Here is a 12,870-nt window from a genome sequence, read left to right on the forward strand (position 1 = left end):
AGATGCGCGTCCGCCGGGAGAAGCTCGACCGCCTCCGCGAGGCCGGTATCGACCCCTACCCGGTGACCTTCCCGCGCACGGCGACGATCGCCGGGATCCGGGAGAAACACCCGGGCCTGGAGCCGGGCACCGAGACGGGCGAGCAGGTCGGCGTCACCGGTCGCGTCATGCTGGTCCGCAACACCGGCAAGCTGTGCTTCGCCACGATCCGGGACGGCTCCGGCGACATCCAGATCATGCTCTCGCTGGCCAAGGTCGGGCAGGAGCAACTCGACTTCTGGAAGCGCGAGGTCGACCTCGGCGACCACGTCGGCGTCGAGGGCGAGGTGATCGCCTCCAAGCGCGGCGAGCTGTCGATCATGGCGGACCGGTTCGCGATCACCTCCAAGTGCCTGCGGCCGCTGCCGGAGAAGCACGCCGGCCTCACCGACCCCGAGGCCCGGGTCAGGCAGCGCTACGTCGACCTGATCGTCAACGACGAGGCCCGCAAGATGGCGCGGATCCGCAGCGCCACGGTGCGCGCCGTCCGCGACTTCTGGCACGAGGAGGGGTACCTCGAGGTCGAGACCCCGATGCTGCAGCCGATCCACGGCGGGGCGGCGGCGCGTCCGTTCAAGACGCACATCAACGCCTACGACATGGAGCTGTACCTGCGGATCGCGATCGAGCTGTACCTCAAGCGGCTCGTCGTCGGCGGCATCGAGAAGGTCTTCGAGATCAACCGGAACTTCCGGAACGAGGGCGCCGACTCGACGCACAACCCCGAGTTCACCATGCTCGAGGCGTACGGGACCTACCTCGACTACAACGACATGGCCGACCTGACCCAGCGGATGTACCAGAAGGCGGTCGTCGCCGCCCTCGGCACGTCCGTGGTCGTCCACGACGGCGTCGAGATCGACCTCGGCCTGCCCGAATGGCCGCGGATCACCCTGTACGGCTCGGTGTCGGAGGCGCTCGGCGAGGAGATCACCCCGCACACGCCGATCGAGACCGTCCGCAAGCTCGCCGACGGCCGCGGCATCACCTGGGACCCCAAGTGGGGGCAGGGCAAGCTCGTCCAGGAGATCTTCGAGGAGCTGATCGAGCACACCCTCGTCCAGCCGACGTTCGTCATGGACTACCCGGTGGAGACCTCGCCACTGACCCGCCAGCACCGGCGCGAGCCGCTGCTCACCGAGAAGTGGGACCTGATCGGGTTCGGCACCGAGCTCGGCACCGCCTACTCCGAGCTGGTCGACCCGGTCGAGCAGCGCCGCCGGCTCACCGAGCAGTCGCTGCTCGCGGCGGGCGGGGACCCCGAGGCGATGCAGCTGGACGAGGACTTCCTGCGCGCGCTGGAGTACGCGATGCCGCCGACCGGCGGGATGGGCGCCGGCATCGACCGGATGATCATGGCGTTCACCGGCAAGGGCATCCGCGACACGATCCTGTTCCCGCTGGTCAAGCCCGAATGACGACGGGCAGGTCGCGCAGCCCGCGCAGCACCAGGTTGTCGCGGTAGACCAGGTCCCCGGCGGTGAGGGCCACATCGCGCTCGAAGAGCTTCTTCAGCGCGATCTGGCCCTCCAGCCGGGCCAGGGGCGCGCCCAGGCAGAAGTGGATGCCGTGTCCGAACGACAGGTGGCGCGGCGCGTCCCGCCCCTCGGCGTACCGCAGCAGGTCGAGGCGGTCGGGGTCGGCGAACACCGACGGATCCCGGTTCGCGGCGCCCGTCAGCAGCAGGACGAGCCGCCCCTCCTCGAGCGGCGTGCCGCCGAGCTCGACGTCCTCCAGCGCGGCCCGCAGCGTCAGCTGGACGGGCGGGTCGTAGCGGAGCAGTTCCTCCACGGCCGCCGCGACGTTCCCGGGACGCTCCCGGAACAGCGCGAGCTGCTCGGGATGGCGCAGCAGCGCCAGCGCGCCGTTCCCGATCAGGTTGACGGTCGTCTCGTGGCCCGCGACGAGCAGCAGCACGCACGTCGCGAGCAGCTCCTCCTCCGACAGGACGTCGCCGCCGTCCGAGACGCCCACCAGCGCGCTCAGCAGGTCGTCGCGGGGCTCGGCACGGCGCTGCGCGGCCAGCTCGCGGAAGTAGGCGGCGAACTCCGCCCGCGCCTCGTCCCGCAACGCGATCTCCGCGTCGGGCAGCAGGAAGTCGGGGTCCAGGCCGCGGGCGAGGGCGTCCGACCAGCCCTTGAACAGGTCGCGGTCGCGCGGCGGGACGCCCAGCATCTCGCTGATCACGATGACGGGCAGCGGGTAGGCGAGCGAGGCGATCAGGTCGACCTCGCCGGACAGGCCGTCCAGCAGATCGTCCACCAGCTCCTCGACGCGCGGCCGCAGCCGCTCGACGAGCCGCGGCGTGAACGCCTTGCTGACCAGCCTGCGCAGCCGCGTGTGGTCGGGCGGGTCCATCGTCAGGAACGAGCGGTTGCGCTGCGGCGCGTCCCGCCACAGGCCGCCGCCCTGGGGCCGGTGCCCGAACCGCGGGTCGCGCAGCGCCCCCTCGCACAGCTCGTACGACGTGCTGACCCACAGGCCCACCGTCGTCTGCTGGAGCCGTCCGCCCGCGGCCAGCGCCCGGTAGTGCGCGTAGGGGTCGGCGTGGAAGGCCGGGTCGGACGGGTCGAACCCGAGGATCGCCGCCGCCTCCCCGTCCTGCACGGCCTGTGCGCTGGTGTCCGCCATAGGCCAAGTCATGCGGATCTGAGACACCATGTCAATAGCGTCCGCGGTGCGGACGGCGGAGATCAGGCCGATTCGCGCACGACCAGCTCGGGAGTGAGGACGACCTGGCGGTGCTGGTGCGACTTGCCCTCCCGGATCTCGGCCATGACCAGCTCCGCCGCCTCCCAGCCGAGCTCGCGCCGCGGCTGGCGGACCGTGGTCAGCGGCACCGCGGCGCTCGCGGCCAGCTCGATGTCGTCGTAGCCGACCACCGCCACGTCGGCCGGGACGTGCGCGCCCAGCCGCGTCAGCTCGTTGGTCAGCCCGATGGCCAGCAGGTCGTTCGCGCAGAACACCCCGTCCGGCCGCGGCGACATGTCCATGAGGCGCTGCGCCGCCAGCCGGCCCTCGGTCGGGCTCAGCGCGTCCTGCACGAGCACCGGCGGCTTGCCGAGGCCCGCCTCGACGAGCGTGCGGGCCGCGCCGTCGCGGCGCTCGACGCACGGCTGCGGTTCCGGCGATCCGGTGACGAACACGATCCGCTCGCGGCCGAGGCCGAGCAGGTGCGCCGCCGCCAGCTCCCCGCCCGCCACGTGGTCGACGTGGACGGCGCACGCGTCGGTGACGTCCCGGTCCATCAGCACGACGCTCAGCCCCGCGGCGCGCAGCCGCCGGATGCCGGCCGGGCCCAGCCCGACCGGGACGATCAGGGCGCCCGCCGCGTGCTGGTCCTCCAGCAGCTCCAGCGAGCGGGCCTCCTTGGCGGCGGAATGGTCACTGGACAGCCAGAGGGCGTCGTGGCCCGCCGCGTTGAGCGCCTCCTCGGCGCCGCGCACGACGTCGGCCGCGTACGGGTTGGCGAGGTCCTCGACGACGACGCCGAACGCGCGGCGCGGCTCGTCGCCGAACTCGCCGGCGGTGCGGTCGGGGCCCGTCCGGAGCCGGCGGGCCGACTCGTTGCGGACGAATCCGAGCTCCTCGATCGCCGCGCGGACACGGTCACGGGTAGCTTCGGCCACGAGATCTGGCCGGTTTAGGACATTCGAAACGGTCCCAACCGAGACCCCGGCACGCCTCGCGACCTCGCGAATACTGGTCTGTGGCAAGTCGCTCCTCGTCCGCCCCGGTGGTGTTTTCCCAGGTAGTTGGGCTTTCCCGTGTCAATCCCCGAAAACCCGGTCACGCATCGCGACCAGACGGGCACGGATAGCACTTAATCGGCGCTTGACGGGCCGGATCCGGCCGCCTAGCGTTCCGAGCCGAAGCGTAGCTTGAAACGATTCACGATCTTCGTCCGCGGCGAGATCCGGTGAGTCCAACGAGGAAGGACGGGTTCGGAACCGACGACCCAGACCCGGCCCTGACACGTGGCCAACGAGTGAATCGTCACCCGGAGTTCCCCCGCACGACCCAGCAATCGGCCCATCGGCCACCTCCGGCCAAGCTCGCGAGACGGAAAAGGAACCCAACCCGATGATCTAAGTCCGGAAGGCTCCGGACCCGGCAACCCAACGCATGCAGTTCGAAGGCCCAACCCGTGCCTGTGCAGCGGACGGCTGCATCCCCGCGGTCATCAAAAACCACGGACGAGGGAGGACGGAGTGGAAACAGCCACACTCGATTTCGGGCTGAGCGACGAGGAGATCAGGTTGCTCGCCCAGATCGCCAGCGGGGTCACCGCTGATGTGGCGGCACGCAAGCTGGAACTGAGCGCACGGACCTTGCGCCGCCGGTTGCGGAACATCTGCGACCGGCTGGAGGTCAACACCCCTATCGAGGCCGTGGTGTGGGCGGCCAGAAGGCAGCTCATCTAGCGCGACAGTACGACGCCCGTCAGGGGACGGCGGGCGTCACACCGGAAACCAGCCCACCGGAAGCAAGTCCAGCGATGCGAACTCGTCCGACCCCGCAGCGGCGGCGCCCCACCCCTGGCAGGTAGGTCCCTGCAAGGACCAAGGTAAGCGCCGCCGCGGACGTAGTTCACTTCGCGTACGCCCGCGCGGCATGGATCCGCCTAGGCGACCCGGACGACGCCCGCGATGGGCCGGCCGGCCAGCGATGCGATGCGCACGACGTCGCCGGTGTGGGGGGCGTGGATCATCTTGCCGCCGCCTACGTACATCCCCATGTGGTGCAGGTCGGAGTAGAAGAAGATCAGGTCGCCGGGCTGCATCTGGCTCTCCGACACGTGGGTCCCGGCGTTCCACTGGCTGCCGGTGTAGTGCGGCAGATTGATGCCGACCTGCCTGTAGGCCCACATCGTCAGCCCCGAGCAGTCGAACGTCGTCGGGCCCGCCGCGCCCCACACGTAGGGACTGCCGAGCTTGCTCATCGCGTACCGCAGCGCCTGCGCGGCCTTGCCGTCGCCGACGACCGGCAGCTTCGCCAGCAGCTTCGGGTCCTTCTTGACGGCCTTGCCGCGGACCTTCTCGTACGCGGACGTGACCTTCTTCTTCTGCGCGGTGAGCTGAGCCCTCAGCTGCGTGACCTGCTGGGCGCGGTCCTCGGCGGACTTGCGCGCGCGCTGGGCGGCCTGCATCGCCTGCATGAGGCCGAGGACCTGGGTGCTGTCCTGGGTGGCGAAGTAGTTGAGCGTGGCGGCCCGGTCGAGGATGACCTGCGGGTCCTGGGCGGAGATGAACGAGACCGTCGGGTCGGTGCCGCCCTGCATGTAGCTCGTGGCGGCCAGGCGGCCGACCTTCTCGCGCAGGCCCTCCAGGGACTTCTGCTGGCGCTCGGCGTTGCTCTTGGCGACCTTGGCCGCCCGCTGCGACTGCTCCAGCTTCACCTTCAGGCCGTTGTACTGCTCGGTGAGCTTCTCCAGCTGGTCCGCCAGCTTGAACGCCTGGTCCTTCAGCTCCTTGGCCGACGGGTCCGGGTCGGCGTGCGCCACCGGGAGCGAATGCGGGACCACCACGTTGGGCGTGATGGAAAGGGCGACGAGAGCGCCGGCGAGCGTGAGCGCCCGGACGCGGAAACGAGCCGTCCGCACCAAATCTCCTCTCCTCGTCCGCCTACCGGGTTAGCTGACGGGTTCGGGCCGGAGCAGCCCGTCCGCGGCCGCGCGGATTCTCCGTGCGGCTGTGGATTCACCCCAGACGGCATCGGCTCAGGGCGATTCCCCCGAACGCTCCGAAAGTGGGTCCCCGGCTCCGCGGGGCGCCGGATGCGGCCCGTGGACTCGGCGGTCCGGCCTCCGCTTCGCGGAAGGCCGATGTCAGCGGGACACTAACGGAAGCGCCATTGGATGCCAACCAGAACATGCGAATTCGCAGGTCGTGGCGGAAGGTACGGGGTGAACCGCCGGTTGTGGGACCGCCGTCGCGGCGGCCCGCCGGCCGGCCCGGACGGGGGCGGGACCGCAGGCGGTGGCCGGGGACGCGCGGCGCGTTCGGTAACCTCGCCTGTTTGTGGAAGTCGTGATCAGGCGTGCCCGTACCGCCGACGTTCAGGGGATCCGCAGGCTGGTCGATCTGTACGCCGGGTCGGGGCGACGCCTGCTCAAGAAGTCGACGGTGAAGCTCTACGAGGACGTCCAGGAGTTCTGGGTCGCCGAGGACGTCCAGGGCGCGGCGCCGGGCGAAGCCGGGCCCATCGTGGCGTGCGGCGCTCTGCACGTGATGTGGGAGGACCTGGCGGAGGTCCGCTCGGTCGCCGTCGACAAGGGGTACGGCGGGCGCGGGATAGGGCACCGCATCGTCGCCCGGCTCCTGGAGACCGCCCGGGAACTCGGCGTGCGGCGGGTTTTCTGCCTTACTTTCGAAGTGGAGTTCTTCGCACGCCACGGCTTCCAGCAGATCCTCGGTACACCGGTGGCGCCAGAGGTGTACGAGGAACTCCTCCGCTCCTACGACGACGGCGTGGCAGAGTTCTTGGACCTCGACAGGGTCAAGCCCAATACGTTGGGCAACACACGGATGTTGCTTCGCCTGGAGGACTGACCCACATGAGCGATTCCCCCAACCGCGGGCGGCCCTACCAGCCGTCCCAGGGGCAGGGTTCGTACGGCCCGCCGCCCCCCTACCAGGGTCCCGCGCAATGGCAGCAGCCCGAGCGGCAAGGGCAGGCTCAGCCGCCCGCGCAGCAGTGGCAGCAGCAGCCACAACAACCGCAACAGCAATGGCAGCAAGAGCAGCAGCCGCAACAGCAGTGGCAGGAGCCTCAGCAGGACCAATGGGGGCAGCCCTCGTACGAGTCCTATGAGCCGGCCTACGACCAGTACGGCAGTTCCTCGGGCGGCGGCGACATGCAGCTGGCGCCCATCATGCGGCGCGCGGGTGCACGCGTCATCGACAACGTGCTCGTCGCTGCCTTCGGCTTCGCGCTCGTGCTTCCCATCACCGTCGGTGCGTTCGGCCTAGGGAAGCCCGGTAGCAAGACGCAGGACGACGGCGGTATCTGGAACTGGCCGATCATCTTCACGCTGTTCGCCGTCCTGTCGGTACTGCCGTTCATCTACGAGGCCGTACAGCTGTCCATGTGGGGCCGGACGTTCGGCAAGCGGTTCATGGGCCTCGGCGTGGTCCAGGCCCGTCCGATGGGGAACCAGTTGACGACGACTCAGGCCGTGTGGCGGGCCGCCATCACCCACGTGGGCTACCAGCTGGGCGTGTTCTTCTTCCTCGTCCTCGCGGTGATGGTGTGGCAGTACTTCGCCTACGGGATGCTGCTCGTGTGGGCGGGCGCGCTCATGGCGTACCTGTGGGCCATCTGGGACCAGCCCCTGCACCAGGCCCTGCACGACCGCTTCGCCGACACCCTCGTCATCGACGAGCGGGCCGGATACGGCGAGTACGCGGAGTAGGGCCGCGATGGCGACTCCGCGAACACCCGCGCAGGGGTCGGACGAGCCGTCCGGGACTGGCGACGTCCTCCCGGACGGCGAGCTTACGGAAGGCGAGCTTCCAGAAGGCGAGCCTCCGGTTGGTGAGCTTCCGGAAAGTGAGCTTCCAAACGGCGAGCCTCCGGGCGGCGAGTCGGTGCTCGCCGATCCCGGGCAGCGCCTGCTGGCGCGGATCGTCGACACCCTCGTCGTCGGCCTGCCCGTCATCATCGTGGTGAAGGAATTCGTGTCCGGGCACGATCTGGACGTCGTCGCACCGCCCGCTCTAGCGGGCTGCATGTTCCTCTACGAGGCCGTGCAGCTCGCCCTCTGGGGGCAGACTCTCGGCAAGCGGTTCGCGGGGATCCAGGTCGTCCCGGACCTCTCCGGCCCTGAGGGCGCCGCCACGGACGAGGAAGGGGCGGACGCCGCCGAAACCTCCGCCGGCGCCCCGCAGGGCGGATACGGGCGTCCGAGCGTCCCGCGGGCCGTCCTGCGGGCCGCGGTGTACTCCGTGCCGATCGCGCTGCGGCCCGTCCACATTCTCGGTCTTCTGGCGAGCCTGTTCTGGGTGGCGAACGCCGGGTTCATATACGAGGGGCCGCAGCGCCGGGCCGTCCATGACAGGCTCGCCGGCACCCTGGTCGTAAAACGCCGCACGCCTTGATTCATCGGCGTTTGCGGGACTCTCGGAGTTGGTGGGGCAGCGCCCCGGGCGTGCCCGGCGACGGCCCGCACTGATCGCGTTCAGCGCCCGCGCACGGGACCGTGCGGCTTTGCCGGGCGCCTGGGGCGGGGGACTTTGGCGGAGATCCTCGCGCTGTTTCGGACACCGGAGTTCCGCGGGCCAATGCCAGCTCGTTCCGGGCAGGTTCAGGTTACGGGCCGGATTCCCGGAGGATGTGTCTCGTGCCGGAAGGTCCCTCCGGTTTGGGATCTACTTCCCGGTGTGCCGGGAGACGGCCTTCATTGGGCTTGCGCACTTACTCCGGATGGGACGCCGTCTCGCGCGGACCGGGGCACCCAGGCAGATTGTCCCGCTTATCCCCAGATTTCGGGATGGACTGGTACTGGCCGCGTTACGCTCCGCCATCCCGCATCCAGTTCCCGCGCGCCGGACGGCAACAGATTTCGTCCCGGCTTCGCTTCCCGTAATCCCTCCACATCCGCCGGTAGCGGCGCTGCGGGCCCGGTGGGACGGGGTGCGCGCCGGTCTCCGGGGTATTCCAGGAGCCTGCCCTGGTTAGTGCCGTTACGGCAGGGTTAAACGTCGGCAAGCGGTGCAGGTGTGCCCACCCTGTTAAGGTCCCGGTGGACACTTTTCCGGCCGCGGTCCCCTCGGCGGAATGCCGGACCGCCCCGATACCTGGTCCAATGCGCCTTCAGCGGCCCAGGTCAGCGGCGTGCGCCGTGACGCCGGTCACCCCGAAATCCGCTGCCGGGGCCGTCCGAGGGAATTGAACGGCACCTCCAACAGCGCGCCCGGCGACGTGCTCCGCACGCCGGTGGTCGCGCCGTTACCGGGAGCGGACGGATGTTCATCCGCGACTTGAATTGTCATCCGCAGACTTCCCGGTATATCTTTGTCAACCGAATGCATAGTTTGCTCCAGCTGAAAGGTCTGTCCCCATGGCACAGAAGGTTCAGGTGCTTCTCGTCGACGACCTCGACGGTGGCGAGGCGGACGAGACCGTAGCGTTCTCGATCGACGGCGCCTCCTACGAGATCGACCTGAGTGGCGCCAACGCTAAGAAGCTGCGGGATTCTCTGCTGCCGTTCGTGGAGAAGTCGCGCAAGGCCGGCACGGTCGGCAAGCGGCGCCGGCCGCGCGGTGCGTCCAGCCGCGAGCGCAGCGCCGAGATCCGTGCCTGGGCCAAGAACAATGGCATCAAGGTCAATGAGCGCGGCAGGATCCCGGCCACCGTGATCGAGCAGTACGAGGCGGCGAACTGATCCGCCAGCCCCGCCCCGGCGGCCCGTCTCCCTCCATGAGACGGGCCGTTCGCTTGTGGCGTAGCGGCCGGCCGGTTTCCCCTCCGCCGCGGCGAGGTACACCGGGACTTCGCCCCCATTCGGCGATGCTCGGACACCACCCCGGACCACCTGCGGAAAGCCCCCGTTCGCTTGGGGCGTAGCGGGAACATGACGCACCGATGCGGTAGTTGGATGAGACTGAACAGCGCTTAGCTGGGGAACGTCTCCTGGTGGGAGTGCACCGGGCGGCCTCCTCGGGGCGGGCTAGCATGCGGAAGGACAGTTCCGGACGTTCCGGACTCTGCCCAACCGCTCTGTGAGGAGCGACGAGATGTTCGAGAGGTTCACCGACCGCGCGCGGCGGGTTGTCGTCCTGGCCCAAGAAGAGGCCCGGATGCTCAACCACAACTACATCGGCACCGAGCACATCCTCCTGGGTCTGATCCACGAGGGCGAGGGTGTCGCTGCCAAGGCACTGGAGAGCCTGGGGATCAGCCTTGAGGCGGTGCGCCAGCAGGTCGAGGAGATCATCGGCCAGGGCCAGCAGGCGCCGTCGGGCCACATCCCGTTCACTCCGCGTGCCAAGAAGGTCCTTGAGCTGTCCCTGCGCGAGGCGCTGCAGCTGGGCCACAACTACATCGGCACGGAGCACATCCTGCTCGGGCTGATCCGCGAGGGCGAGGGCGTGGCCGCCCAGGTGCTGGTCAAGCTCGGCGCCGACCTCAACCGGGTCCGCCAGCAGGTCATCCAGTTGCTGCACGGCTACCAGGGCAAGGAGCCGGCCGCCTCCGGCGGCCCCTCGGAGACCGCGCCGTCCACCTCCCTTGTGCTCGACCAGTTCGGCCGCAACCTGACGCAGGCCGCGCGGGAGGGCAAGCTGGACCCGGTCATCGGCCGGGACAAGGAGATCGAGCGGGTCATGCAGGTGCTGTCCCGCCGCACCAAGAACAACCCGGTCCTCGTGGGCGAGCCCGGCGTCGGTAAAACGGCCGTCGTCGAGGGCCTGGCACAGAAGATCGTCAAGGGCGAGGTCCCGGAGACGCTGAAGGACAAGCAGCTCTACACCCTCGACCTCGGCGCGCTGGTCGCCGGCTCCCGGTACCGCGGCGACTTCGAAGAGCGCCTGAAGAAGGTGCTCAAGGAGATCCGCACCCGCGGCGACATCATCCTGTTCATCGACGAGCTGCACACGCTCGTCGGCGCGGGCGCCGCCGAGGGCGCGATCGACGCCGCCAGCATCCTCAAGCCGATGCTGGCCCGCGGCGAGCTGCAGACCATCGGCGCCACCACGCTCGACGAGTACCGCAAGCACCTGGAGAAGGACGCCGCCCTCGAGCGCCGCTTCCAGCCGATCCAGGTCGCCGAGCCCTCGCTCAGCCACACCATCGAGATCCTCAAGGGCCTGCGGGACCGCTACGAGGCGCACCACCGCGTGTCGATCACCGACAGCGCGCTGGTCGCGGCCGCGCAGCTCGCCGACCGCTACATCAGCGACCGGTTCCTGCCGGACAAGGCGATCGACCTCATCGACGAGGCCGGTTCGCGGATGCGCATCCGCCGGATGACCGCGCCGCCGGACCTGCGCGAGTACGACGAGAAGATCGCCGACGTGCGGCGCGAGAAGGAGTCCGCGATCGACGCGCAGGACTTCGAGAAGGCCGCCGCGCTGCGCGACTCCGAGAAGCAGCTGCTCGGCCAGAAGGCGCAGCGGGAGAAGGAGTGGAAGGCCGGCGACATGGACGTCGTCGCGGAGGTCACCGACGAGCTGATCGCCGAGGTCCTCGCCACCGCCACCGGCATCCCGGTCTTCAAGCTGACCGAGGAGGAGTCCACCCGGCTGCTGCGCATGGAGGACGAGCTCCACAAGCGCGTCATCGGCCAGGAGGACGCCATCAAGGCGCTCTCGCAGTCGATCCGCCGCACCCGCGCCGGCCTGAAGGACCCGAAGCGTCCCGGCGGCTCGTTCATCTTCGCCGGCCCGTCCGGCGTCGGTAAGACCGAGCTGTCCAAGACCCTCGCGGAGTTCCTGTTCGGCGACGAGGACGCGCTGATCCAGCTCGACATGTCCGAGTTCATGGAGAAGCACACGGTCTCGCGGCTGTTCGGCTCCCCGCCCGGCTACGTCGGGTACGAGGAGGGCGGCCAGCTGACGGAGAAGGTGCGCCGCAAGCCGTTCTCGGTCGTGCTGTTCGACGAGATCGAGAAGGCCCACCAGGACATCTTCAACTCGCTGCTGCAGATCCTGGAGGACGGCCGCCTCACCGACGCGCAGGGCCGCGTCGTGGACTTCAAGAACACCGTCATCATCATGACGACGAACCTGGGGTCCAAGGACATCTCCAAGGGCGTCTCGATGGGCTTCGCCCGTCAGAACGACGAGCAGGGCTCCTACGACCGGATGAAGGCGAAGGTGTCGGAGGAGCTCAAGCAGCACTTCCGTCCCGAGTTCCTCAACCGCGTCGACGACACGGTGGTCTTCCACCAGCTCACCCCGAAGGAGATCATCCAGATCGTCGACCTGATGATCGCGCGGGTGGACGAGCGGCTGAAGGACCGCGACATGGGCATCGAGCTGCGCCAGGAGGCCAAGGACCTGCTGGCGATCCGGGGCTACGACCCGGTCCTCGGCGCCCGGCCGCTGCGCCGCACGATCCAGCGGGAGATCGAGGACAACCTGTCCGAGAAGATCCTGTACAACGAGCTCAAGGCGGGCCAGATCGTGATCGTCGGCACCGAGGGCTTCAACCCGGAGGACAAGGACTCGGCGGAGAACGCCAAGTTCACCTTCCGGGGCGTGCCCAAGCCGTCCGCCACGGTCCCCGACGCCCCGCCCATCGAGGGCGCGGTCAACTTCAACAAGGACTGATCACCTCAGCCCTCGGCAGGGCCCGCACCGACCCGTTCGGTGCGGGCCCTTCCGCATGCCCGGGGCGTCCCCGGGGATGATCGTTGCGACGGATCAGCCCGACGCCCCTGGAGCCGACGTGAGCCACCCGCCGCGCATGTCCCTGTCCGCCCCCGTCCTCGACGCCCCTGACCCGCACGCGCTGGCCGCCTTCTACCGCGGCCTCCTGGGGTGGACGGTCGTCCAGAACGAGCCCGGCTGGGTGAAGCTGCGCCCGCCGGGCGGGGGAACGGGCCTGTCGTTCCAGAAGGAGCCTCTCCACACCCGTCCCACCTGGCCGGCGGTCGAGGGCGCGCAGCAGATCCAGACGCACCTGGACATCGAGGTGGACGACCTGGAGGCGGCGGCCCGGCACGCCGTGGACGCGGGCGCCGTCCTCGCCGCCTTCCAGCCGGACGACGACGTCCGCGTCCTCCTCGACCCGGTCGGCCACCCGTTCTGCCTGTTCCTCCGCGAGCCGGAGGCCCCGACCGACCTCTGAGGCGCCGGAGGATGTCGGAGGCGGTTCCTAGAATTCGAA

The 12,870-nt window shown here is 69.5% G+C and carries 11 protein-coding genes and 1 riboswitch; of the genes, 8 read left to right on the forward strand and 3 right to left on the reverse strand.

All coding sequences use genetic code 11. From position 1 onward, the window contains the following. Positions 1-2 precede the first annotated feature (2 nt). Positions 3-1,457 (forward strand): bifunctional lysylphosphatidylglycerol synthetase/lysine--tRNA ligase LysX, encoded by a 1,455-nt coding sequence (gene lysX, locus J4709_RS22710; RefSeq protein ID WP_208244029.1) that lies wholly within the window; start codon positions 3-5, stop codon positions 1,455-1,457. Here lysX and J4709_RS22715 read toward each other — a convergent pair. Continuing rightward, positions 1,444-2,670, reverse strand: a complete 1,227-nt coding sequence (locus J4709_RS22715) for a cytochrome P450 (RefSeq protein WP_208243802.1) — start codon at positions 2,668-2,670, stop codon at positions 1,444-1,446. The two genes, lysX and J4709_RS22715, sit on opposite strands and share 14 nt — an antisense overlap. Before the next feature lie 62 nt (positions 2,671-2,732). Then, complete coding sequence (locus tag J4709_RS22720) at positions 2,733-3,755, reverse strand: LacI family DNA-binding transcriptional regulator (RefSeq protein WP_232383920.1); 1,023 nt, start codon at positions 3,753-3,755, stop codon at positions 2,733-2,735. Between the two features lie 435 nt (positions 3,756-4,190). Between J4709_RS22720 and J4709_RS22725 the strand changes: the two genes are divergently transcribed. Further along, entirely contained in the window at positions 4,191-4,463 is a 273-nt protein-coding gene (locus tag J4709_RS22725) for a LuxR C-terminal-related transcriptional regulator (protein ID WP_372442141.1), read from the forward strand. Between the two features lie 200 nt (positions 4,464-4,663). On the opposite strand, the gene J4709_RS55675 is transcribed toward J4709_RS22725, so the two are convergent. Then, positions 4,664-5,641 (reverse strand): NlpC/P60 family protein, encoded by a 978-nt coding sequence (locus J4709_RS55675; protein ID WP_208243803.1) that lies wholly within the window; start codon positions 5,639-5,641, stop codon positions 4,664-4,666. A gap of 3 nt (positions 5,642-5,644) precedes the next feature. Further along, a riboswitch (cyclic di-AMP (ydaO/yuaA leader) is annotated at positions 5,645-5,833 on the reverse strand. 226 nt (positions 5,834-6,059) lie between these two features. On the opposite strand from J4709_RS55675, the gene J4709_RS22735 reads away from it, so the two are divergent. From J4709_RS22735 to J4709_RS22760, 6 genes are all read left to right on the forward strand, one after another. After that, complete coding sequence (locus tag J4709_RS22735) at positions 6,060-6,590, forward strand: amino-acid N-acetyltransferase (RefSeq protein WP_372442131.1); 531 nt, start codon at positions 6,060-6,062, stop codon at positions 6,588-6,590. Positions 6,591-6,595: 5 nt separating this feature from the next. After that, positions 6,596-7,453 carry an RDD family protein gene (locus J4709_RS22740; protein WP_208243804.1) on the forward strand — a complete coding sequence of 286 codons (858 nt, stop codon included), beginning with the start codon at positions 6,596-6,598 and terminating at the stop codon, positions 7,451-7,453. 175 nt (positions 7,454-7,628) lie between these two features. Further along, positions 7,629-8,138 carry an RDD family protein gene (locus J4709_RS22745; protein WP_307801443.1) on the forward strand — a complete coding sequence of 170 codons (510 nt, stop codon included), beginning with the start codon at positions 7,629-7,631 and terminating at the stop codon, positions 8,136-8,138. A gap of 962 nt (positions 8,139-9,100) precedes the next feature. Next, positions 9,101-9,424 (forward strand): histone-like nucleoid-structuring protein Lsr2, encoded by a 324-nt coding sequence (locus J4709_RS22750; RefSeq protein ID WP_173096873.1) that lies wholly within the window; start codon positions 9,101-9,103, stop codon positions 9,422-9,424. A 352-nt stretch (positions 9,425-9,776) separates the two neighbouring features. Next, on the forward strand, positions 9,777-12,311 hold the full coding sequence (locus tag J4709_RS22755) for an ATP-dependent Clp protease ATP-binding subunit (protein WP_208243806.1): 2,535 nt from the start codon (positions 9,777-9,779) through the stop codon (positions 12,309-12,311). A 118-nt stretch (positions 12,312-12,429) separates the two neighbouring features. Continuing rightward, positions 12,430-12,831, forward strand: a complete 402-nt coding sequence (locus J4709_RS22760) for a VOC family protein (RefSeq protein WP_307801444.1) — start codon at positions 12,430-12,432, stop codon at positions 12,829-12,831. The last annotated feature ends 39 nt before the right edge of the window (positions 12,832-12,870 follow it).

The organism is Actinomadura violacea (genome assembly GCF_017573465.1).
Taxonomy (GTDB): Bacteria; Actinomycetota; Actinomycetes; order Streptosporangiales; family Streptosporangiaceae; genus Spirillospora; species Spirillospora violacea.

Coding starts and splice junctions, on each gene's coding strand:
- lysX (WP_208244029.1), top strand. CDS start 3: ATGCGCGTCCGCCGGGAGAAGCTCGACCGCCTCCGCGAGGCCGGTATC.
- J4709_RS22715 (WP_208243802.1), bottom strand. CDS start 2,670: ATGGCGGACACCAGCGCACAGGCCGTGCAGGACGGGGAGGCGGCGGCG.
- J4709_RS22740 (WP_208243804.1), top strand. CDS start 6,596: ATGAGCGATTCCCCCAACCGCGGGCGGCCCTACCAGCCGTCCCAGGGG.
- J4709_RS22750 (WP_173096873.1), top strand. CDS start 9,101: ATGGCACAGAAGGTTCAGGTGCTTCTCGTCGACGACCTCGACGGTGGC.
- J4709_RS22755 (WP_208243806.1), top strand. CDS start 9,777: ATGTTCGAGAGGTTCACCGACCGCGCGCGGCGGGTTGTCGTCCTGGCC.